The following is a 24,127-nucleotide window of genomic DNA, read 5'->3' as shown; positions in this document are numbered from 1 at the left end:
GGGCGTCAGTATAAAAAGCAAGCGGTAGGATATTTCACTCTATAAACACACAAATTTGGCGATATGCCCCGTAAAAAAGTCCTTGGGCGGGGGAAGTACCAGGCCTCTAGACCGGCCTTCCCAGGGTAAAACGGCGCAGAGTATTGCATAACCTGTTACCGGTTGGGCTCGCGCATCCGCCGCAGGCGCGAGCGAGCCCACCTTGGCAGTCAGTCAACACTGAAGAACAAACGCCGCGCCAACAGCCTGGAAATGCTCGCCCGTTCGATCTCCAGGGTCTGCTGTACACGGCCGGTCTGGCCGGTGCGAATCCGCGCGAACGCCTGGGCTTCGGCCTGGGCCTGGGCCTGGCGCCCGAGGCGTTCCTGTTCAGGGCTCTTGAGGTGGGCAGCGGTGTAGTGGTCGTCCGGCCCCTGGCGGTTTTCATAGTGAAAATGCGCGTAACACAGGGGCAGCCCGGTGTCCGCGTCCTGCACGACATACACTTGGATAAAATCCCGGGCTTTGTCCTTGATGGGCACGCGCGCGTCTTGGCGAACGATGCGAACTTCATTGAGCCCGTGCAGAAAGTCCACGTCTTCGGCGCGACTCAACTTCAGCTTGCTCGCGCGCACCCGCGCCTCCACACCCGCTGCGTCCAACCGCAGCGCGGCGGCACGCAACTGGGTGGCACGCACTCTCGCCGTGTTTTGCTGGGTAGGCTTCAGCCGTGACGGGTTCAAGGTCAGCAGTTTCTTGTCGATATCCGCAGCGACCATCCGCCGGCTGTTGGCCTGAGCCGCCAGTAAGGCTTGCAGAGATGAAGGCTCGCATTGGCTGGCCAAGACCTGCACCTTGAGGATGGCGATATCGACATCTTCCAACAATCGCTGGCCCTTGTTCAGCAGCGCGCCCAATTGTGGGTTGGCCGTGCGCTGGGGCGCAGGCTCAACCGGCTCCCATATGCCGTCTTCAGCCTCGGTGAAGGTGGCAAGCACACTGCCTGTGTCATCCACCAGCTCTGCAGTGCCCGCTGGCGTCTTGATGCGTGCCACATAAACATCCCGGTTACGGGTGCGTATGATCTTTTTGACCCGCGTCCCTGCTGCGCTGGGCGGCCTGGGTTGTCTGGGTTGTCTGCCGCCGGGCAACGGTGCCAGCAGATCAGCCAGTTGCCCATCGGCTTGCTGGTGCAGGTCGGCCAACAGCGCCTGCAGTTTTTCCAGGTTGGGCAAGTCAAAGGTGTCCGGTGCCATGGCTCGCCAGAACTGAATATGGTCGTCGGTCACCGCGTAGACATGACTGAGGCTTTTAAGCAGTTCGATACGCTCCTCAACAGTGGTGGTCAGGTTCTCCAATTCGGCCAGAGAGCGGCTGGCCCAACGGGCCCGATTGATCACCCGGTTCAAGCTGTCAAAAAACTCTGCTTCCAGGGGCGGCCCTTCAATGTCGATGGTGATGCCCCACAGCGTGGTGACCTGCAACGCCTGCAAATCCAGAATGGAGGGGCGCGAAGGCAGCTGTGCGTCCAGCGCCCGGGCTTTGTCACGGCCCAGGCGCGGTACGCTGTTCAACTGCTCCATATAGGCGCTTTCCAACTTGCGATTGCTGATAGCTGCGTCCTCGGCCGTCACCTGTTCGCGCATGTTTTTTTTCAGGTTGGCATGGGCCTGACGGTTAAGGTCGGAGCCGGCTTCGTCATCGGTTTCGTCTTGCAGCAGATCCAACAAAGGTTTGATCCGCCGATTGATCTGGATCATGCGCTCACGGGTGTCAGCGTCCATCAATCGCAAGGTGAGAATCAGCGACTCGAGTATTTCACACAGATTTTCCTCGTAACGGGGACGGGGCTTGATTGCCCGCAGACGCATGAGCAGTTGCAGTTCCTTCTCGGAAAACTCGACCTTGTTGCGCAGTTCCTGCTGGTAACGCTGCTCAAGCCTGGCAAGCTGTTGGGCGTCGATTTTATCTTTGGACTCAACCACCAGCTTGCGCGCCACCTGCATGGCGGCAGCCGCTTTGGCACGCGAACGTCCAGCCTCACGGTACTGTTCTTCAAGGCGTGGCAGTGAAAGCTCCAGCGCCTGCAACTGAGCCTCCATCGCCGCATCGGCATTGCCGCCGACCAAGCGCAAGCGCCCATCGAAATCCCAATGCCCGTCCCCCAACGGCTTGAGCCACGGCCCTTTCTGGGCACCATCGGCGCTGATCACCCGCCACGCGCCCGACTCGTCCACCACCCGATAAAGATGCCCACGCACCAAGGCTCGCCATTGCGGCGGCGAATAAGCGGTGTCACGCAACAAGCCACGGCGCGGGCCGCTTGACTCGGCGTGGTCCCAGCCGCCTGAGAACGCGCCCAGGCTCAAGGTACGGGCCCGTGCATGTTGCGCGGCGGTCAGGGTATCGCGGGCGTTACTCCAACGGGTCAGCGAGCTGAACGTCGCGGGCGGTGCGCCACGTGTGGGCACCCTGGTGGTGGCAGTGGCTCGGGCCAGGGGGGCGAACACCGGATGCTCCAGCTGCAATGGCGGTAAAGGATCATGGGGCGTGGCTTGATGGGCAAGGACAACCATCAGATTGCTTAACACGTCCATGACCGCTTTGTTCCTGACCTGTTCATCCTGGCTGGCCAAGTCCTGAATGTCTTGCTGCAGGCTGTCGATCAGTTGCACCAGCCACCCCCCCAGTTGCAAGGGCCCGCTGGCAAACGGCAGCACGCTGCCAAACAGCAGCCACCCCACCTCTTTAAGCCTGGCCCAGCGCTGCTCGGCATTCGATACCGATTGCCGATCAGCCAGAGCCACCAGGGCCTGGGCCGTGCCCTCAAAGACCAGGCTGCAAGCGTCCTCGTCGTTCAATTGTTTGCTGAGCTGGACCGGGGCAGGTTTCTCGTACAGCGTAAATTCATCACCGGGTAAAAAGCGGCGGATATGCGGTTCAAGGAAGCCGCCGTTGGCATATACCGCCTGGCGTGCCGGGGCGAGCCACGTCAGCACGTCATCCTGCAGCGGGCCGTTAGCCTTGATGGCGTCAAACAAAGCCTTGATCGACTCGAACCCTTGCAACATCGGCTTGAGCAAGGGCCGGTACAGCAGATGAACGCCAGCGTTCCCGGTAGCCGGCCCAATGATGAAGTGATTAGTGACCACATCCTGCGCAGCCTCAGGCGAAGCCTTGAATGCCAGCGGCCACAACGTCATCGCCTGGCCTTGCACCTTGCGCTCGGCAAGGCTGGCTTGCAACGCGGCCTGTACGCGGTCGACACCTTCCTGAGTCAGGCCGTGCTCACCTTTGAGTTTCAGTTCCAGCGCCAGCATCGGCAGTTGCACCCGTAACTGGCGGGTGAACAACCCTGAGCGACGACTGCGTTCCAACGGGTCATCCAGCAGTTTTTTCTTCAATAGATCCGGGTAGGCCTGGCCCACATCGGCTTTTTCCACACAACCTTGAAGCAGGCCATAGGTCAACCACTCGGGGGCTTGGGCACCCTTGAGGGTGATCTCGGTGACGGTGTGCGGGAAGCCGGCCAGGTTTTCCAGGGCCAGCTCGGTCAGGCTCACCGTGACCGGGTCGACTTCACCGGCGACAAAGCCCCCTGGGACTGGAATCGCCGCAGCGATCACGCGGTTGAAGGTCAACTGAACGTCGGCGGGCCGTACTGTTTTGGTGGCGGGTTCGGCTTGCAGGCAAGTGCGCAAGGCCCGGTCGGCAAACACCTGAATTGAATCAATCCCGTCCAGAAAATGTTGCCCGCCACTGTGCTCACGGGCCAGCACCAGCGCCTGGACCAGACGTGCGTAGGTGATGCTGTCGTCACGGTTGGCATGGACCAGCCACAACGGCAGGGCCTCACGCAGCTTGCGCTGGCCTGCACTCAGGTGCGCAACAAACCAGCGGTGGGGGTTGGTGATGTACGCAAGCAACGCTTGGTGCTGGCCCGGCGCCAGGGGCAGGTTGCGGTCGATGCGATCGATTTCCCGCAGCTGCAGCGCCAGGTAACTGGCGGCCAACGCATCGAAGGGATCGCTTTCCACGTCCTGGGCAAACCACTGCTCAGTGTCGGCGTCTTCGGGCACATAGGCCGGTAACAGCGCCGCCACATCCTCAATGCTGCCCAATGGATGAACACCGCTGGCCGGGCTGAACAGCAACGTCTGTTGCCCGTGGCTGAGGACCAGCAACGGCAACATCAACGGCGTCGCGCCGGCCAGGAACACCGCCTGTACACGCAACGCCTCACCGTGGGCGCTCCACTCGCGGTCGGGCCGCGTCGGGTGCAGCAGGGTCTTGGAGAACAGCCGGGCAAACCCCTCGTCATTGAAACCAGGTGGTTTGCCGGCATCGTACAGCAACGTCAGCAGATCATCCGACAGGTAGCCCCAACGCGTCATCTCCACCGGCAACGCCTCACGCCACCAGGCTTGCAAGCGCTGTGCATACGCCCCCAACAACCCCGCGCCGCAGCGATTGAGCAGCGGCTCCAGCTCGCTGAGGGTCGGGCCACCGACCACAAACACTTCCCGCACGCGCTGCACCACGACGTGATAGTCCGCCACCAACAGCAAGGGCTTGCTGCTGGCCAAGCGTTGCAGCACCCACTCGGGCAAAGACCGGTAGGCCAGCGCGTCGTCGTCATCGGTCGGGGTGGCGATGTAAATCAAGCCAACCTGCCATTTTCCCGCGCCCAAATGCTCGTCCAGATAAGCCTGGACACTGTCGTTCGCGACTGTGAGCAGGCTCGGCGGCTCGCCGAACAAGGTTTGGATTTGCTCAATGGTGGCTTGGCGCGGCGAGCCTGAAGCGGTATCGGAAAGGGTCATGGCAGAGCTCTATGATGGTTTAAATCACGAACGCTACCCGCTGCCATCCTGGCGACGCGGTAGTTATCTACCCTCCCGTCTGACGACTCGATCTTTAGCGCCCTACAAACTTCGTAGAGCAGTCAATCAGCGTCTACGCTTCAGACAAGTCCGATCAATCTATAAGAATGGTCAATCGACTATGGGCGCACTGTGGCAAACCGACTCACACCAGGCGCAAGCTGACAGCCCGTCAGCCACGCCGCTGGCAAAAAAACTCAAACCCGCCCAGTCGTGGCGCCGGCTGTACTGGATGATTCTGTTAATGGCCCTGATCGCCCTGGGGTTTGCCGCCACCCGTGAAATGCACACGGCCCACTGGCAAGCCCGCACATTCAGCCAGTGGGCGGCCCAACTGACCTACACGGTGGGCCCCGGCGCCAGCGATGCCATGGTGTACCCCGGCGACGGTCCGTTCGATCGGCGCCTGGGCTACAGCGCCTTGGGTGAGTTCCTGCCGCGCCTGCTCAAGCGCAACTATCTGATCGAATCCCAGGCGCGCTTTTCCGACGCGCTGATGGACTACAGCCGCCATGGCCTGTTCATTCCCTATGCCGAAAAGCTGCAAGCCGGATTGACCATCACCGACTGCCGCGCCGCACCGCTCTATCAATTCAACTATCCGCCTCAGCTGTATAAGCACTTCAACGAGGTGCCAGCGCTGATGGTCTACAGCCTGCTGTTCATTGAAAACCGCCAATTGCTCGACCCTGACCCGCCCCAAGCGAACCCCGCCGTGGACTGGCCGCGCTTTGCCAAGGCTGCCTGGTCGCAAGTCGCCCGTCAGTTGCACCTGCCAGGGCAATCGGCGGGCGGCAGCACCCTGGCGACGCAATTGGAGAAGTACCGTCACTCCCCGGACGGCTTGACCCTGTCGGGCAGCGAAAAGATCCGCCAGATGCTGTCCGCCAGCGTACGCGCCTACCAGCACGGGCCCGACACCCTCACCGCACGGCAAAACGTAGTGCGCGACTACCTCAACAGCGTGCCCCTGTCGGCGGTCCCTGGGCACGGCGAAGTGCATGGCATCGCCGAGGGGTTGCGGGTGTGGTACGGCGCCGACTTTGCCCAGGTCAACCGGGCCTTGAACGACACCGCACAAACCCCGGCCAGCCTCGCAGCGCGCGGCCTGGCGTTGCGCCAAGTGCTCTCGCTGATCATCGCCCAGCGCCGCCCCTCCTATTACTTGACCAAGGGCCGTGACGACCTGGTGCAACTGACCGACAGCCACTTACGGTTGCTGGCGCAAAATGGTGTGGTGCCGGCCGAGTGGGTGACGGCGGCGCTGGCAAGCAAGGTCAGCTACCGTGATTGGCAGCAGCAGCCAACCCTGCAGAAAGTCGAGACCAACAAAGGTATCAGCGTCGCGCGCAGCCGCCTGGCCGCCCTGCTCGACCGCCCACTGTACGACCTGGACCGCCTGGACCTGTCGGCCACCAGTACTTTGCAGGGCCAGTTGCAAGAGCAAGTCACCGCCTACCTCAAACGCCTTGCCGCCCCTGACTATGCCGCCGAAGTCGGGTTACTCGGCGAGCGCTTGCTCACCCCGGCGAGTACCCCGCAGGTACGCTACAGCTTCACCTTGTTCGAGCGCACCGATGATGGCGCACGGGTACGAGTACAGACCGACAACACGGACCAACCCTTCGACATCAACAACGGCAGCAAACTGGAACTGGGCTCCACCGCCAAGCTGCGGGTGCTCACCACTTACCTGCAAATCGTCGCCGAACTGCATGAGCGCTACGGCGCCGCAACACCTGCGGCACTGAAAAAAATCGAGGTTGCGGAGCAGGACCGCATCAGCCGTTGGGCCGTCGATTACCTGCTACAAAACCCCCGCAAATCCCTGGCCGACATGCTCGACGCTGCGCTTGACCGCACCTATTCGGCAAGCCCGGGCGAGAGCTTTTTCACCGGTGGTGGCCTGCACCGCTTCCATAACTTTCGCAACGAAGACAATGGCCGCAACCCGACCCTGCGCGACGCCCTGCGTGAATCGATCAACCTGCCCTTTATCCGCCTGATGCGCGATCTGGTGCGCTACACCACCTACACCAGTGCCAACAACAGCGCGCATTTGCTCAAGGACGACAACGAGCCGCGCCGTCAGGAATACCTGGCGCAATTCGCCGACCGCGAAGGCACCACGTTCCTGCTCAAGTTCTGGAAGAAATACCAGAAGAAAGACACCCAGGCGCGCCTGGAAACCTTCCTCGACAGCCTGCATCCCACGGCGATCCGTCTGGCCGCGGTCCACCGTTATCTGCTGCCGGAGGCCAGCCGCGACAGCTTCAACAGCTTCGTGCGCGCGCGCCTGGCCGGCACCAAGGGCGAGCAGACGCTGACCGACAAGCGCCTCGATGCACTCTATGACAGCTACGGCCCCGGCGCCTACGACCTGCCCGATCAGGGCTATATTGCCAAGGTGCATCCCCTGGACCTGTGGTTGCTGGGCTACTTGATCAACCACCCGGAGGCGACGTTCAGCGAAGTCGTCAAGGCCAGCCAGTTCGAGCGCCAGGAGGTCTACAGCTGGCTGTTCAAGAGCCGCCACCAGAGCGCACGCGACAGCCGTATCCGCACCATGCTGGAGATCGAAGCGTTCCTGGAGATTCATCAACGCTGGAAGGACGTAGGCTACCCCTTCGATCATCTGGTGCCGTCCCTGGCGACCGCCATCGGCAGCTCCGGCGACCGCCCTGCCGCACTGGCCGAGTTGATGGGCATCATTCTCAACGACGGCGTGCGCATCCCGGTACTGCGCATCGACAGCCTGCACTTTGCCGCCGGTACACCGTACGACACCCGCGTGATCAACGCCCCCGACCGGGCGCATCGTGTCATGCCCTCCGAAGTTGCCACGGCCTTGCGCGGCGCGTTATCCCAAGTGGTGGACGCCGGCACTGCAAAACGCGTCGCCGGCAGTTTCAAACAGGCCGACGGCACACCACTGGCCATGGGCGGCAAGACCGGCACCGGCGACAACCGCATCGAAGCGATCGGTCCGGGCGGACGCATCATCAGTTCCAAGGCGATCAACCGCACCGCCACTTTCGTGTTCTACATCGGCGAGCGCCACTTCGGCACACTCACTGCGTTCGTACCGGGCAGTTCGGCGCAGGGCTTCAAGTTCACCTCGGCGTTGCCGGTACAAGTGCTTAAAGGCATGGCCCCGATATTGATGCCTTATCTGCAAGGTGAGAGTCAGAGCACATGCCTGCCTCGATGAGCGCCGCGCCAGAGTAGTAATCCGTTGTTGCTTGCTCCAGGCTTATTGATCCAAAACGCCCATTTCTCGAGCCCTGCGTTTGATTTTTCCAGGGAGGGGCCAAGTAGTGTTTATGTATGCCTGAACGTTTCATGAGGGTGATTAGTGTAGATCGGGTTGACCCCCCCACTACTCATCTCAAGGCAACACAACCATGTTCTTCGAACGCCCCTCCCCACACGCTGCGAGCCATGCCCAGAAGGGTATGCACTTTGATGTTATCCAGCGCTCCATTCCAGATTGGCTCAGCGCGACCACGCTGACACGCGCTCGCGCACTGAAAGCCGCAAGCCCTTTTGTCTACACCCGACTCAACTCGCTCGACACGCGCGCAGATACGGTGTCCACAGAGGCCATGGCCGAGCAGTGGACCGCCAGGAATGCCTTGGATGAACACTTCAAATACATCAAGGACGTGTACTCATTCGCAGAGCCTCTGCTCAAAAAGGCCTTGCGTGAATACGGCGACATTGATGTAAAAAACACGTTCATTCGCCTGTATGCCCCGGCCGAAAAAAGCTGGTGGGTCATTGGCGTTCGCAAAGGCGTAACCAGCCGGACCGTAACGTTACTGGACGCCGCTCTGCATAACTTTTCCGCCAGCGAGCAGTTTGCCGACTATGGGTTTTTGTCCAAGCCCGACGCCCGTGGCCAGCAGCCCAACCTGACGTTCACCTCCAATACCAGCGGCCAGCCCCTGACCGCGCAAGTATTCAAAAATCTGTGCCGCACCCTGGATATAGGCCGCCAATACCAGACACGGTTATTGCGCACCCTTGGCTTCGGCAATCAAGTCCAGGCCGATACGCTACGGCGCAAAGTGATTACCTGCGACAAGGCCACGCTGAAAAACGCCGCCTGCATCGCCTGGTCGCAGCAGCACATTCATGAGGACGCCCGACGTCTGCTGTTCGATATTGTCGAGGGCAAGCCCGACCCAGCGTTGGACGGCATACCGGTGGAGTACTACAACCTCAGCCTGCTGGATGCCCGGCTCAGCGGTATCGTGCTGATTGCCGCGCCACAGGGCAGCGACAAACACATCGAACGCCTGATTGCCTATGTTCCTGAAGACCCGGAGCACCCGTTGAAGGAGTACCCCTCGCCCATTGAATTCATGAATGAGTTGACGCGCCAACTGCGCGACAGCACCGCCACCCTGGATGCCCACGGCCAAGCGCCTGCAAAGACCACCTACCGGCAGTTTTTCAGTCGATTTGTCGACCATAAACAACGCGGGCATTTTTTTGCCGAGCTGCAAAGCCGCCTGTTCAAGGTGCAGTGGCACGAAAAGAAGCGCACCGATAGTGGCCCCAGTTGGCAAACCATCGCGGTGGACACGCCGCGGTTGCACTTCAGCGTGCAAAACATTTTTGACGACCACGAGAACCGAGCGCCTTCCGGGCATCCGGAGCCTGACACGCTGTGGCACTACCTGTACCGGGTCAACGTCAATAAAATTGTCAACGATACCCGGGAAGTGGCGATCAGCACCGCTTACGCCGACTTGATGGCGCGCTGGGCCTGGTGGGATAACCTGGGCAAGATTCTCTCGGATATTTTCAATGCGGCGCTCCTGGTGGTCACCCCCTTCGTGCCGTTCCTGGGGGAGTTGATGCTCGCCTACACCGCCTACCAGGTGGCCAGCGATGTGTTCGAAGGTATTGTTGACTGGGCGCAAGGCAACGGACTGGAAGCCATCGGGCATGTCATGGACGTGGTGGAAACGGTGGTGCAACTAGGCATTTGGGCGGGGGCCGGCACCGTCGGCCAGGCTGTCACCCTCAAGCTGTCGCCCTTCGTCGAGGGCCTGCACCCGGTGACGCTGGATGGCGGAGATAAGCGCTTGTGGAACCCCGATCTTTCGCCTTACCAGCAGACCATCAGCCTGCCCCAAGGCATCGCCGCTGATACACAGGGTTTGTATCAGCATGCCCAGAAACACTGGCTGGCCCATGCCGACCATCACTACCAGGTAGAACCGGACCCGCAGTTGCCTCATCACCGAATCGTGCACCCCCGCCGGCCACACGCCTATCAACCGAAAGTGCGCTTCAATGGTCACGGCGCCTGGGTACATGAAGGCGAACAACCGCGCAGCTGGGACGATCACACGCTGATGCGCCGCATCAGCCCCGCCACCCAGACGCTCACCAACGAGCAGCTTGAACAGATCCGTATCATCAGCGGCAGCGAGCCAGACCATTTGCGCCACATGTATGTGCGCAACCAGCCGTCCCCGCCGCTGCTGGCCGACAGCATCGAACGCTTTAGCGCAGACCGTTTCGCCCAGGCGTCTGTCCAGAAAATACGTACGGGCCAGACACTCGCCCCCTATTCCTACTGGTTCGAACAAGCCGTTACCGACCTCCCCGGCTGGCCGCCGAGCAAAGCCCTGGAGGTGTTTCACAACAGCGATCTGAGCGGCGAGTCGCGCAAATACGGCGATGCCCACGCCGCGCCCGCCGATACCCTGCGCATCAGCCTGGCTGACGTGATGGCTGCCAGGCTGCCCGAGCGCGTGCTGGGTTTTCTGGACGAACCTCAGGTCAATACGTTGTTGGGTGAAACCTTGCCCCAGGCTCAACAGGCCCAGGCACTGCGCAATAAACTGGCGAACTACGTAGAGGGTTATGGCGGGCATGTCGCCAAAAGTCATTACCAGTTGGGCCAAGCCAGCAGCGACCCACACGTGGCCCTGTTGCGCCAGGACTTTCCCGAGCTGGCGCTGAGCAGTGCGAACGCGTTGCTCAAGCAGGCCTGGCCTGAAGAAACAACGGTGATGAACGACACACAGCGCCTGCCCCTGCGCCTCAAAAGCCTGGCACGGGAGTTGGACTTCGACCATCAGGCCAGCCGCGCTGTCGAAGGGCTTTACCCTCCCCGGCAACCCTCGGCGCACAGCGAACGGTTGGTGCTCAATACCCTGCGCCTGCACAGCGACGTGTTCAGCCATCTGAACATCGACATCCGGGACAACAGCCCCACCGGCCCGTTGCGCTGCAGCGTCGGTGAAACCGACGCGCCGCAGGCCCGCACACTGGTACGCAGCGCAGACGGGACCTACACCGTATTCGACGCCGATGCCAACCCACTCAACCCAGCCACCACGCTGTACGAGTCCCTGCTCTGGACCCTGGCGCAGGATCCGCAGCGCGCCCCGCCCTACACCGTCGGCGAAGGTGAACAGCTCAGGCAGTGGGTGATCGAACATAACCAGGCACCGGCCGAGCGACGCCTGGCATTGGCTGAGCCGCCCTTACGCATGCGGCCCGCTCCCGAGACCGAGGTGCTGCTGGGCGGAGGCGCATCCTGCAAAATGTCCCGGGTCGACAGCTATGACATGCAACCCAAAACCATTGAAGAACGCATCAAACAGTTACTGCCCGCGATGAGCAACGACAGCGTTCGACGCTTATCAATCACGATGAGCACAGCCGAAGGCGAGCAAACGCTGATGCAGATGGAGTCGCAAAAACAGCAGTTGTTCAATCAGCTCGACGCCTACATAAAGGGTCCGACGCCCAGGGCGGGCACGCTGTTGGAGCCGGAAGTCCGCAAACGCCGGGCGCAAGTCGCGACCCGCCTCTATGATGGCTGGAGCAATGGCCTGACGGTGCATCTGGACGAAAGCTTCGAACACCGCGGCGGTATCGCTCTGGACTTGTTCAATACGCCCATGCCCGACGAACTGCCCACCCTTAACGTGCCACTGAACCACATCAGCGACCTGGACCTGCGTGGTTGTGATTTTTCCGATCGCCACGCCGCCTTTCTAGACAATTTCCCGCATCTGCGCGACCTCGATCTGAGTCACAACCAGCTCACCCAGTTACCTGCGACCCTGGGCAAGCTCAAACGTCTTCGACGCTTGCATCTGGAAGCAAATGCCCTGGTTCTGGACGATGCCGCCATTGCAACACTTGGACGGCTCAAGCGTCTCAAACAGCTTGAGATGGCCGGCAACCCACTGGGGCAAACACCGAATATCAGCCAAATGCCGGCCTTGACCTTGCTGAACCTGCGCAATACGCAAATAAAGGACTGGCCCGTCGGGCTCGTCGGTCGCTCACGCGCGCGCGGGTTCCAACTGGACCTGAGCGAGAACCCGATCACCCAGTTACCCCATGTCGCCCCAGGTTCGGATGATGCCGACATCATTGCCCGTACCCGCCTGGACCAGAGCAGGCTCACCTCGGACTTTCAGGACTTGCTCGCTGAATACCGCGAGTCTGTGGGGCTGGACCCGCTGCGCTTCTACGCGCCTAGAGGTGAAAGCGCACCCTGGCTGAGTGACATCAAGCCTGAGGAGCATGAGCAGCACCGGCAGCTGTGGGACGCGATTGAAAAGGAATCCGGCTCTCAAGGTCTGTTTGAGGTGATCAAATCGCTCGAAGAGCCGGACGAGTTCCAGGCCGAGGAAGACCGCCTGGCCTATCAGAACAACCGGCCTGAGCTGAGCCAGAGGGTATGGCGCCTGCTGAGGGCGGTCGAAGCCGACAGCGACCTGCGCGAGCGCGTGTTCAAGGATACTCGCTACCCCGGCTTGTGCCCCGACGCCGGCGCGCTGATATTCCAGAAACTGGGCGTCGAAGTACTCGCCAGCGAAGCCTATCGAACCAGCACCACACCGGCAGAACTCGAGGCCAGGCTGGTGGTGCTGGCCCGCGGAGCCGCGCGCGATGCCTATATGGGCAAAGCCATTGGTGAAGACATCGCCCACCGCCTCAAACCCAAAGATCAGGGCGGGCTGGGGCAACGGCTATGGTCGCAGGTCATCGACGGCGAGCATGGCGAGGTCGACGAGGCCGGCATTCACTTAGCCTATCGCAGCACCCTGGCAGACCGGCTGGACCTGCCGTGGCTATCGACCCATATGACTTACCGCACTCTCGCCGATGTAACCCCCGCGCAGATCGAAAAGGTGGCCGCCGCAGTAGCCAGGTTGGAAGAAGGTGACGGGCTGGTGAACCAGATGCTGTTGGACAAAGGTTGGGAGCGTTACCTTGAGCAGCACAACCCCACCGCCAAATGGAACAATGACACAGCCTTCGACTTGAAGTACCTCCAACTCGATGAATTACAGGCACTGCAAGCGCAATACGCCCAGTCACAGACGCTGCCGGAGATTGATCGGCAAGCCCAGCGGGTAAAACTGCGCGGCCTGGCGCAAGCCCTGGGATTGGACGAAGACAGCGTGTTATCCGGCAACCCTATGAGTTCAACACAGTACGACACAGCACTCAATGAGCTGGGGTACCGGCACAATCAGTGGCTGCGAGATCTGACGCGTGTTGCGCTGAACCGGGCCGGAGCACGTAAAAACCGGGCTTGATGCGGCCCTGGCGTTCAAGGCGCAAGAAAATCAAACATCAGATGCACCGTGCCGTAGTAGGCCCCGCCCTGATAACCCCCCTGCGGCTCGATCGCCGAAATATCCAGCTCGACGCGCCGGCCCATGCCCGCTTCGTCAGCGCTGAGTACCTGGGTCGAGTCCAGGGTCAGGGGCACCCGGTTGAACAGCACGCGCAAATCGATACGGTCATTGCCGCTCAACAGATAGGGCACGTCTCCCAGGCGTGCCGCAACGCCGCCATTGAGATTCTTGACGTCGAAATGCTTGCGCAGGCGGCCAAGCCGGGAGGTCGTCAAGTCCCAGGCCAGCAACTGATCCTGCCCCATCCAGTCGGGTTCGGAAGGCAAGACATAGGCTTCGTGGATCGGGATGGTCACCGACACATCAAAGCTCTGGCGTTCCTGAAACGCCATCGCTTGCCCGCCCAGGGTCAACGGCACCATCAGCGCCGCTAGTCGCGTCAATTGTCTAAATATCATCGGGTGACCTTCATCGGTTTTTTGTCCCGGCCTTCAACCAACTGGAAGCTGAATTGGCGTTCGACTTTCTTCTCGAATACCAGCTGGCGGCCAGGCAGGATGTGGTGCTTGGTGGTGGGTTCACAGTCGGTTTTCTTTGCCACTGAACAGTCCCGGAACTCATCGAGCACGACCGTACTGTTGCCGGCATTGCGCAGGGTGTACTGGCTGGCGGTCTCGCTGATCTGCGTATCGAAGCGGGTATCCTTGGGGCGCACGAAGAACACCGTGCCATAGCCCGCCATGACGTTGACCCCGGCTGCCAGGTCTTTTTTGTATTCGCTGCGCTCTGCGTCGGTGACCGCAAAGTCATCTTCCTTTTCCGGCACGACGGGGATAAAGCGCACACGAAAGTAACGCTCCTTGTCACGCTGGCCCATGTACAACAGACGAGTGCCCTGGCGTCCGCCGGCCGGCACGATCAGGCGCGCCGGGCTGGCCATCAGGCCGTCGCGATTGGTGGTGCTGCCCTTGGCGTCGGTCATCGAGGCGACCGGCACTTCCCGGGAGGTACCGTCGGCGTTATAGATAATCTCCAGCACATTGACCTTGATGAACGCGGTACTGGTGCCGCCGTTGAATACCCGCTTGAGGTAGGAGCTGCGGTCGCCTTCCAGGTAGTCGTACACGACGCCGACGTTGATTGCCGGCCCCGCCTGCGCCGTCAACGACATCAGGAAAAGCCCGGCCCATAGCACTGCATGTTTCATAGTTGATTACGCCTTGTTGATTGAACGCGGCCCGCCACGACAGCGGGCCGATGTGCGGGCAAAACCCGCCTAGACTTCCGAATCCCAGATCACGGTGACTACGCCTGAATAGGTACTCCCGGGATGCTTGAGCATGTCGCCCACGTCTTCTTTGTCGACTTGAAAGTGCAGCGTGCCGGGACGGTTGTTGACGTAGTGCACGGACTGGATCAACTCGGTGCCTACCCCATCCCGGCGTAACGGCTGCCGGTTTACGGGCTCGTCGCGCTGGTTGTGCAGGCCAAACGGCAAGCTGACCGCGACCTGCAACGGCACCTCATCCCCCGCGCCGTTGCGCAGGCCGCAGGTGTTGCCGATCGCCAGGCCGCATTCAAGAGTCATCTTGAAACGCCCACTGGAGAAAATGCTGAAGGTCTGATCACGGGACAATCGCGAGGGCTGCCGCCCGCGGTTGAGCCAGGCTTGCCAGCCGCCTTCGGGGAGCAGTTCGACACGGTTGCCGCCCGGAGGCAGGGTGACTTTGAGGATGTGCTCGACTTGCAGGGTGAAATTGAAGGTGGCGATGTTGTCGCTGGGAATCATCACGTCACCGAAGTCAAAGTCACCGCCAGGCCCCATGCTGTAAGTCAACGACCCGCGATACTCGCCGGCCGTCATGGTCAATGGGTTGGGCGTTCTGAGCTCGTAACCGTATTCCATATAGCTGTATTTGAGCCATGGAATGTCGTACCCCGGCGTGAGGCTGCACGCCCCGGCATTTTCTGGAACACTCCAGAAAAACAGCCCGAAATTGATCCACGCCGCGTGATAGCCCAGCCCCACACACGGCGGGGCGCCGGCCTTCCAATAAAAATCCCACGGTTTGCCCTCATACTGCCAAGCACTGACACCGGGCGGGTAGGCAATATCCCAGCGGGTCCCCACCCCGGCAATACGCATCTGCACGGTGGCGCTTTCGCCTGTGCCCGTGTGAGTCACCTGCACGTCGCGCCACGCTGAAGGCACTTTGAAATAGGCGCCTTGCCGCGGGTCGGTATGCCCGGCCGCAATCGGTGTGGCAGATTCAGCCCGGAACTCCATGTTGCGAATACTGAAGATATTAAGGGCCTCACATCGCGTCGGTATGTGCCAGGCGCATACGCCACTGTGAGCCGTGGTGTTCTTGAACTTGTTACTCATCGGGTTCGTCGGATCAGGCCGAAACACCGCCGTGATGTCCTCAACGAACGCCTGCGCCGTCAAGCTCGTACAGCCGAGTGCGAGTGCCAGGGGCATCGGCCTCAACAGTGTTTTTATTGCAGTGATAAAAGTCATCGAATCCCATCCAAGCCGCCGTCAACCGGCGGTGTCGGCCTTGTGGTTAGCTTCAGCCAGCGTGTCCGGCGTGCAACGCAGATCACCGATCATCAACACATCGTTTTCATTGGTCGTATGCCTCGGGTCGAGGCGGAACTGGCAGAGCAACTGGTTCTGGTAGCGCACTTGCAGGGTCGGTGAACTGGAACTCATCTCCATGGAGAAAAACCCGTCCACTTCGCTGACGCCGCGGCTGGCGTGGTTGATCACGTGATGCCCCTTGAGCGGCGCGCCTCGCCCGTCCAGCAAGCGACCGAGTACGGTGACGGTTTTCATCACGGTGACCTTGCGGTAGTCCACACCGCCCTTGTTCAAGTGGTAACTGGAACGGGTGGGCTGGATATTGGCCGCCGGCGGGTGATTGCCTTCGAAGTCGAAGCTCACGCTGCTGCTCTTGTAGGCCGAGACCGGCACATAGTTGCGCCCTGGCCGCAACACAGCGCTGCCGCCGCCAAGGTCGTCGGCGCGCAGGGCAATTTCGTCGAGGTCGGTTTCCACATCGATGATCATGCCTGCCCCATTGCCCTGGTACTGGCTGCTCAGCAACATCTTGCCGGCGCCCGCGACGAACGTGCTGTTGAGGTTCAAGCCACCGCTGAAATCACCGTTGAAGGAGCTGCGCTGCACAAAGCCGTCACCACTGAGCGCATCGGTACTGAAGCTGGCCATACTCGACAAGCCGACGCCGTAGGTGTCGGTTATGGCTGTGGCCGAAACGCTTTGCAGCACGTGGTCGGTGAGGTCCTGGCGAATCGTCAGCGAGGCGTTGTTGTCACGCCCACCATCGCGGGCGGTGCGGGTGCCGACGCTGCCGGAAATCTGCCGGCCGTCTGTGCCCAGGTTCATGCTCAGGGTCACGTCGACGCCACGGTTGCGTTGGTCGTTGGTGCCGCTGCTGCCCGGTCGGTCGAATACCGAGAAACGCCAGTTGGCATCACTGCCGAACAGTTTGTCGTGGCGGCTCCAGCCCAAGTCCACGCCTGCCCCTTCCACATTGCCCTGGCTGTGGGAAACCCGCAGGTTCAAGGTGTTCTGTGCGTCGAGGCGGTGGTTGACCGACAGGGCAGAATTGCTCGCCTGGCCGACGAAGGTGTTGCGCCGCAGGCGTGTACCGTCGGGCAGGGTTTCGTAAGTGTCGCGAGTGTCGAGCCAACTGCGGTTATGGCTGAACACCAGGTTGGTCGCACCGAAACTGTAAAGCCCTTGCAGGTCCATGCCAGTGCCATGTTCCTGGGTTTGATACAGGTTGGCGTAGAGGCTGGTATTGCCGGCCACGGTCCAATCCACCGAGCCGCCGTACTGCAGTTGCTCGCGCACCTGGCGAGCGGACAGGCCGAGGATCACGCGCGGATGCACCAGGTAGTTGAGTGACGCACCGGCGGTGATCGCGCCGGAGGCCTGCTCATCCCAGTTGCTGAACAGCTTGGTCTCGCGCCCGGCAAACAGGTTGTAGCGCCACGGGTCGTCGGCGTTGCGCCAGTTGCTGGGCTTGTACACCAGTTCCTGGCTGGTGCTGGTGGTGAGACCATCTTCCACCAGGCGCACTTCGACCTCATAGATGCCGCCCGGCAGTGGCCGGGTGTCCAGGGTTTGCAGGCCGGCCGTCACCGACTGGGTGTTGATCAACAAGCCATTGCGATAAATCTCTACCGCCGCCTGCCGACTGGCGGTGACGTAGATCGGATACACGCTGGGCTTGGCGTCATTGATCGCCAACGTGTCGGAACTGCCATACATCACACCCAGCGCCGTATCGGGGCTGGCGCCGAAGCTGCGCAGTTGACGGGTGAGGCCATCGGAATTCGGCGTGAAGTGGCCCAGGCGGAAAAACTGCCCTTGCAGTTCGCGCTGGGTGTACAGCTCGTGGATCGCATGACGCATTTGCGCCTCATCGCCACTCTGGCGGGCCAACTGCAGGTTGAACACCTGGCTCCAGTTACCCACGCTGGAGCTGGCTTGCAGGCCATAGCGGCCACCCAGGCTGTCTTGCTGGCTGCCATTGAGATTGAGCTGGTTATTGATGATCAACCCCAGGCTGCCGCCTTCCGGTTGGTCATAGAAACGCGGGGTGTCGTCTGCCAATTCGACGTTTTGCGTCAGGATCGACAACTGCGAGCTTTCGAGGTTGTAGTACGCCGAGATCATTTTTTGCGGGCAGGACTGGGTGCAGGCGCCCAGCGCCACGCCTTGTTCCAGCACGGCCTGCCAGGTGTCGCGGGTGGCCGCCGGGACTTTACTGTCACCGGTATCGGTAAATTCCAGAAGGGTCACGCGGTCGTCTTGAGACAACACGATCAAGGCTTCGCCGAGCAGTTGTTGGTCCAGGTCCACACGCACCGCCAGCGGCACATCAAAAAAATGGTCGGCAAACCCTGCGGGCAAGCCTTGGGCCTGAGAAATCAGGCTGCCGGGGGTGGCAGCGCCAGAAGTGGCGGGCGCTGCCAGGGCACTCGTACACACCAACAGCGCAAGCGCTGCCGCGATAGGCGTCATCGGAAACATGAACGGAATACTCGGAATGCCAGGGCCAAAAATGAAAATCAGGTCGGCAGACCGAGGAGGAAAAATCAGCCGACCTGCAAGTCATACAAGGGGTGCCCGTACGTCGCGGGCACTTATGGGTTTCAAGGCGTTGGCAATACCGCGTCGAACACCACCGGCATCACCGCGGTGTAGGAACCACGCTGGGTGGCCGACGGTTTGGCCGCGACGATGCGCATTTCAGCACCCACGCCAGGGGTGGAGTCGGCTTCATTGACTACTTCCTGGGGGGTGCCGGTCAGCGTGACGCCATTGAGGCTGGTGGTGAGCGGGATGTTCTGCGACACGTCACCATTGAACAACACAGCCGGGCCACCTTCGATGTAAGCGTGTACCGAACCGTTGGTGTTCTTGAGATCGTAGATGGCGCTCAACGGAGCCAACTCGCCGCTGACCAGGTTGTAGCTCATGGTTTCGTCACGGCCCCAGTTCGGGTCACGCGGTTGTGCGTGGAACACGGTGGTCGGGATGTTTGCCTTGAGGTTGACGGTGTGACTGGCTTCACCTGCAGCGATAGCTGTTACCGAGGAAGACAAAGCCAAAACAGCCAGGGGAACAGCAACAGCAAACTTCTTGAACATGATCAGTACCTGCATTTATTAACATTGATTGGTTCGTTGCCAAGTACCACCTCAACAACGAATTACGCCGCTGGTTAGTTGAACCACACAACGCCAAACAATCATTCAATAAAATTAAAAGCAGGTATGCAGTCTTCTTCTCACACGCTCGTAGCCCTTGTAATCAGGGCGCGCGGGAAAAACATGGCACTTTGACCAAACTTTAAAATCCGCTGTAAGAAACAGGCTACACGACAGTAAAAGCATAACCTGAAAACCACTGTAAGAACTGGACTACACCATACATACACTCGATAAAAAACTCACGACACTTAGCTTGAATTGGAGCGCCAACTCTAATTAAAGTTATAACTCTAAAGACGCTATTCGTCTATTCACATATTCCGATTTCCGGCTGCGTCTCACGCTGCCACGACCGTTGGTCGCCATAGGCTACCAACGACATAAGATATATCTTACGTTATATCTAAACCTGAGCAGAGAAGCCCTACATGAAGCATGATCATCGCGGCGAATTTGAAAAACGGGGTGGCCGTGGCCCCCGGGTGTTCGCCCCAGGCGACCTCAAGCTGCTGCTATTAGCCCTCATCGCTGAACAGCCCTGCCACGGCTACGACCTGATCCGCCGCATCGAAGGCTTGTTCGACGGCGCCTACAGCCCCAGCCCCGGCGTGATCTACCCCACCCTGACCTTTCTTGAAGAGAGCGAGTTGATCAGCGGCGACGCCGATGGCGGAAAAAAGCGCTACACAATCACCGACGCCGGTCGTCTCTTCTTAAGCGAGCAAGCCGTTGCCCTGGACGGCGTGCGCATGCGTATCGATGTCAGCAAGCGCTCGCTGCGCGGGCACGACCGCCCACCCGAGATCCACGAGGCGGTGCACAACCTGCGCCATGCCTTGCACTCACACCACGGGCACTGGAGCCCGGAAGAAATCGTTCGTGTCGCGGCGCTGCTCAACGGCACCGCCCAAGCTATTGCCGACGGGAGAGATCAATGACCACACAAGCCATCCATCGCGTGACCCACGACATCAAACGCCGCCGCCTGCAAGTACTGCGGGTGGTGGATATCACCCCGCGTATGCGCCGTATCACCTTGGGTGGGCCGGAACTGGCAGGTTTCATCAGCCTGGGCAGCGACGATCACATCAAACTGCTGTTCCCGCAGAACGCCGCCGAACAAGCGGCGCTGGAAAGCCCGACGTTCGCCATCAAGGGCGACGGCCCGCAACCCGCCATGCGCGACTACACGCCACGGCGTTACGACCTGGACATCGGCGAGCTGGACATCGACTTCGTGCTGCACGGCGATGGCCCTGCCTCCACCTGGGCCGAGCAGGCACGGGTCGGCCAGCATCTGTATATCGGTGGGCCAAGGGGTTCGATGATCGTGCCGGACATCTTCGACAGCTACCTGCTGATCGGTGATGAAACCGCCCTGCCCGCCATCGGTCGACGCCTGGAAGAATTACCGACCGGGCGCAAGGTGCTGGCGGTGATTGAAATCGCCGATGCGGCGGAACAACAGGTGCTCGGCAGCGCAGCCGAACTCGAGGTGATCTGGGTTCTGCGCGGCCACGATGACCTGCTCGATGTAGTGCGCAACCTGACGCTGCCCAGCGGGGCGTTGTACAGCTTCGTCGCCACCGAAACCAAGCTGTCGCGCCAGGTACGGCGGGTACTGCTGGACACGCACAAGGTCAACGAGGAATACCTCAAGGCCGTGGGTTACTGGCGTGCTGAGGGCAGCGAAGAAGAATGATTAAGGTGGGAGCTGGCTTGCCTGCGATGCAAGCACCTCGGTTTATCAGGTACACCGAGGTGATGCTATCGCAGGCAAGCCAGCTCCCACATTAATGGTGCTCACTTTAAATCGAGGGGGATTTGAGGCGCTTGTCCAGGCCAATGATCGCCAACGCGATGACGATGAACCCTGCCAAAATCCCTGCGGCATTCACAAACACCTGTGGATAACCGAGGCTGTCCACATCCATGAACGGGTACTGATACTGCCCGAGCATATGCCCCCGCAGCAGCACATAACCGAAGTACACCAATGGGTAGATCACCCAGCCGGCAATGTGTTTGAGCCGCAACGTACCCTTGGGCACACACCGCCACCAATACACCACAAACAACAACGGCATGACGTCGTGCAGCAACTCATCGGCGATAAATTGAAAGCCTTGCGGGCTCCACAGATGCCGCAGCAGCAGGTTGTAGGCCAGGCTTACCACCACGATGCTCGCGGCAATCGCGCTACTGATGCGAGGCGCGAGGAAAAACCGCTTGGCGCCAGAGTCGCGCTTGACCAGCGCGTAGCTGAGCACCACGACCACCAGGGTATTGGTCAGCACGGTGAAGAAGCTGAAGAAACTGATCAGGCCGCCCAGCAAGCTCGCGCCACTGGTCCAGCGCGAATAGAGAATCAGGTATTGCTGGATCGCCAACCCCACCCAACCGGCCAAGGCTGCCGTCGCGACAAAGCGCTTCATGCTTTCAATCCAGGGGGCGCTTGGTACGCATCAGCTTGACGTACAAACCTTCGACCTTTTCCCGCGCCCACGGGGTTTTGCGCAGGAAAGTCAGGCTCGACTTGATGCTCGGGTCACTCTTGAAGCAGCGGATATCAATGCGCTCGGCCAAGCCGCTCCACTCGTAATGCTCCACCAGGGTGGTGAGCACGTGTTGCAGGGTCACACCGTGGAGCGGGTCGTTGCTTGTCGCGGTCATGCCAGGCCTTTTGCAAAAAGAGGAAACACAGCCGCGCACCTTAGCCGACGGGGCGTGCAGGTGGAAGCATCGCATTGAATATAGCCCGCCAGGAAAAGTTCCCCTTCTACACAAAAAAGAGATGTTATATTGTAACTTAAATTATCAGTCATTTTGCCCAGGAATCTCCGATGTCGCTGCCTTCTCTCTGGCGCTTGTCGCCCCTCGCCGCCGCCCTGTTGATTGGCTCCCAGGCCCATGCCCTGGAACTGCCACCCCAAGTGGTCACCGGCAACCCGCTGGGCAGCGAACAGCTGGCCTCGCCCACCACTGTGCTGACTGGCGATGACCTGACCCTGCAACAAAAAGGCAGCCTCGGTGAAACCCTGAACAAGCAGCCGGGTGTGTCGTCTTCGTACTTTGGCCCGGGGGCCAGCCGCCCGATCATTCGCGGCCAGGACGGCGACCGCATTCGTATTCTGCGCAACGGTGTGGGGGCGCTGGATGCCTCGTCGCTGTCCTACGACCACGCGGTACCGCTGGACCCGATCAACATTGACCGCATCGAAATCGTGCGGGGCCCGGCCGCCCTGCTGTACGGCGGCAGCGCCATCGGTGGGGTGGTCAACACCTTCGACAATCGCATCCCCACCGAGGCCATCGAAGGCATCCATGGCGCTGGCGAGTTGCGCTACGGCGGTGCCGACACCACCCGCAGCAGCGCGGGCAAGTTGGAGGCCGGTAACGGTACCTTCGCTTTGCATCTGGATGCCAATGGGCGCGAGTTCAATGACTTGAAAATCCCAGGCTATGCCCGCAGCCGGCATGCACCGGAGAGCGAGAACGGCCCCGGCAAAAACGGGCGCCTGGGCAACAGCAATGGGCGCCAGGACGGCGGTGCGGTGGGCGGTTCCTACACCTGGGACGATGGTTATGCCGGGCTGTCCTACAGCAATTACGACAGTAACTACGGCTCACCCGCCGAGCAGGATGTGCGCATCCGCATGAAACAGGACCACTACGCCTTTGCGTCCGAGATCCGCAACCTGCAAGGGCCGTTTACCTCGGTGAAAATAGACGCCGGTTACACCGACTACGAACACCGGGAAATCGAAGGCGGCGAAACCGGCACCACCTTCAAGAACAAAGGCTATGAAGCCCGCGTTGAAGCCCGACACCAGCCGATTGGCCCGTTCGATGGCGTGGTCGGCGCCCAAGTGACGCGCAACGAATTCTCGGCCCTGGGCGAAGAAGCTTTCGTGCCACAGAGCGACACCAACGCCGGCGCGCTGTTTATCCTCGAAGAAATGCAAGCCACTGAACGCCTGAAACTCAGCCTCGGCGCACGCGTGGAACACACCAGCGTCGACCCGAACGCCAAAGGCAACGAGCGTTTTGCCAATGCCGACAAGAGCAATAACTTCACCGCCGGCAGCTTGTCGTCTGGCGCTGTCTACACCCTTACGCCGGTCTGGTCCCTGGCCGCCACCCTGGGCTACACCGAACGCGCACCGACCTTCTACGAGCTGTATGCCAACGGCGCCCACGTCGCCACCGGCACCTATGAGTTGGGCGATGCCAACCTGAAGAAAGAAAAAGCCGTGTCCAGCGACCTGGCGCTGCGCTTTGACAACGGCACCCACAAGGGCAGCTTTGGCGTGTTCTATAGCCGCTTCTCCAATTACATCGGTTTGCTCGGCACTGGCCGTACGCTAAACGACGAAGGTGAAGAGGACGCGGGCGGTATTCCCGAGTACGAATATTCTGGCGTACGAGCACGCTTCGCCGGCTTCGAAGCCCAGGATCACTGGAAGCTCGGCGAAGGCGCCTACGGCAAGTTTGCGCTGGAACTGTCGGGCGACTACACCCGCGCCACCAACCTGGACACCGGCGAAGCCTTGCCGCGCATTGCGCCATTGCGTTTGAACAGCGGCTTGCTGTGGGAACTGGATCGCTGGCAAGCGCGTATCGACGTGGAACATGCCGCGGGCCAAGGGCGTGTGCCGGATAACGAAAGCGGCACCGATGGCTACACCACCCTCGGCGCCAGCGCGGGGTATCGCTTCAATGTGGGTGGCAGCCAGTGGCTGGCCTTCGTCAACGGAGAAAACCTGACCAACCAGACCGTGCGCTATGCCAGCTCGATCCTGCGCGATATCGCGCCGGCGCCAGGTAGAAGCGTGCAGTTCGGCGTTCGCACTACCTTCTAATCATCACCGAAAATCCCCTGTGGGAGCG

General features: G+C 60.7%; 13 protein-coding genes. 5 read left to right on the top strand and 8 right to left on the bottom strand.

Annotated elements, in window-relative coordinates; translation table 11 throughout:
• Positions 1 to 209: 209 nt before the first annotated feature.
• Positions 210 to 4,802, bottom strand: coding sequence for a hypothetical protein (locus AB9N64_RS23790; RefSeq protein WP_371359699.1), 4,593 nt, complete (start codon positions 4,800 to 4,802; stop codon positions 210 to 212).
• A 181-nt stretch (positions 4,803 to 4,983) separates the two neighbouring features.
• Between AB9N64_RS23790 and AB9N64_RS23785 the strand changes: the two genes are divergently transcribed.
• Positions 4,984 to 8,073, top strand: coding sequence for a transglycosylase domain-containing protein (locus AB9N64_RS23785; protein ID WP_371359698.1), 3,090 nt, complete (start codon positions 4,984 to 4,986; stop codon positions 8,071 to 8,073).
• A 244-nt stretch (positions 8,074 to 8,317) separates the two neighbouring features.
• Positions 8,318 to 13,447 (top strand): dermonecrotic toxin domain-containing protein, encoded by a 5,130-nt coding sequence (locus AB9N64_RS23780; RefSeq protein ID WP_371359697.1) that lies wholly within the window; start codon positions 8,318 to 8,320, stop codon positions 13,445 to 13,447.
• A gap of 14 nt (positions 13,448 to 13,461) precedes the next feature.
• On the opposite strand, the gene AB9N64_RS23775 is transcribed toward AB9N64_RS23780, so the two are convergent.
• The 5 genes from AB9N64_RS23775 to AB9N64_RS23755 form a co-directional block, all read right to left on the bottom strand.
• Positions 13,462 to 13,947, bottom strand: coding sequence for a CS1 type fimbrial major subunit (locus AB9N64_RS23775; protein WP_014717097.1), 486 nt, complete (start codon positions 13,945 to 13,947; stop codon positions 13,462 to 13,464).
• On the bottom strand, positions 13,944 to 14,696 hold the full coding sequence (locus AB9N64_RS23770) for a hypothetical protein (RefSeq protein WP_014717096.1): 753 nt from the start codon (positions 14,694 to 14,696) through the stop codon (positions 13,944 to 13,946). Before AB9N64_RS23770 ends, AB9N64_RS23775 begins: the two co-directional genes overlap by 4 nt.
• A 69-nt stretch (positions 14,697 to 14,765) precedes the next feature.
• On the bottom strand, positions 14,766 to 15,875 hold the full coding sequence (locus AB9N64_RS23765) for a hypothetical protein (protein WP_014717095.1): 1,110 nt from the start codon (positions 15,873 to 15,875) through the stop codon (positions 14,766 to 14,768).
• Between the two features lie 156 nt (positions 15,876 to 16,031).
• Positions 16,032 to 18,554, bottom strand: a complete 2,523-nt coding sequence (locus tag AB9N64_RS23760; RefSeq protein ID WP_103451491.1) for a CS1-pili formation C-terminal domain-containing protein — start codon at positions 18,552 to 18,554, stop codon at positions 16,032 to 16,034.
• A 122-nt stretch (positions 18,555 to 18,676) separates the two neighbouring features.
• A complete protein-coding gene (locus AB9N64_RS23755; RefSeq protein WP_172832672.1) occupies positions 18,677 to 19,174 on the bottom strand; it encodes a CS1 type fimbrial major subunit in 498 nt (165 codons plus the stop codon).
• A gap of 491 nt (positions 19,175 to 19,665) precedes the next feature.
• Between AB9N64_RS23755 and AB9N64_RS23750 the strand changes: the two genes are divergently transcribed.
• Together AB9N64_RS23750 and AB9N64_RS23745 are read left to right on the top strand one after the other, a co-directional pair.
• Positions 19,666 to 20,175 carry a PadR family transcriptional regulator gene (locus tag AB9N64_RS23750; protein ID WP_014717092.1) on the top strand — a complete coding sequence of 170 codons (510 nt, stop codon included), beginning with the start codon at positions 19,666 to 19,668 and terminating at the stop codon, positions 20,173 to 20,175.
• Positions 20,172 to 20,939: a siderophore-interacting protein gene (locus AB9N64_RS23745; RefSeq protein ID WP_371359696.1), complete on the top strand. Its 768-nt coding sequence runs from the start codon at positions 20,172 to 20,174 to the stop codon at positions 20,937 to 20,939. The genes AB9N64_RS23750 and AB9N64_RS23745 overlap by 4 nt, the downstream gene beginning before the upstream one ends.
• A gap of 106 nt (positions 20,940 to 21,045) precedes the next feature.
• Here AB9N64_RS23745 and AB9N64_RS23740 read toward each other — a convergent pair whose 3' ends face one another.
• Together AB9N64_RS23740 and AB9N64_RS23735 are read right to left on the bottom strand one after the other, a co-directional pair.
• Positions 21,046 to 21,672, bottom strand: a complete 627-nt coding sequence (locus AB9N64_RS23740) for a Pr6Pr family membrane protein (protein ID WP_014717090.1) — start codon at positions 21,670 to 21,672, stop codon at positions 21,046 to 21,048.
• Between the two features lie 4 nt (positions 21,673 to 21,676).
• Positions 21,677 to 21,910: a VF530 family DNA-binding protein gene (locus AB9N64_RS23735; protein WP_003188882.1), complete on the bottom strand. Its 234-nt coding sequence runs from the start codon at positions 21,908 to 21,910 to the stop codon at positions 21,677 to 21,679.
• 170 nt (positions 21,911 to 22,080) lie between these two features.
• On the opposite strand from AB9N64_RS23735, the gene AB9N64_RS23730 reads away from it, so the two are divergent.
• On the top strand, positions 22,081 to 24,099 hold the full coding sequence (locus tag AB9N64_RS23730; RefSeq protein WP_137270382.1) for a TonB-dependent receptor: 2,019 nt from the start codon (positions 22,081 to 22,083) through the stop codon (positions 24,097 to 24,099).
• Positions 24,100 to 24,127: the final 28 nt, after the last annotated feature.

The organism is Pseudomonas sp. KT_2_4, assembly GCF_041410225.1.
GTDB classification, from domain to species: domain Bacteria; phylum Pseudomonadota; class Gammaproteobacteria; order Pseudomonadales; family Pseudomonadaceae; genus Aquipseudomonas; species Aquipseudomonas paracarnis.
This window is presented reverse-complemented; position numbering and strand designations above follow the sequence as displayed.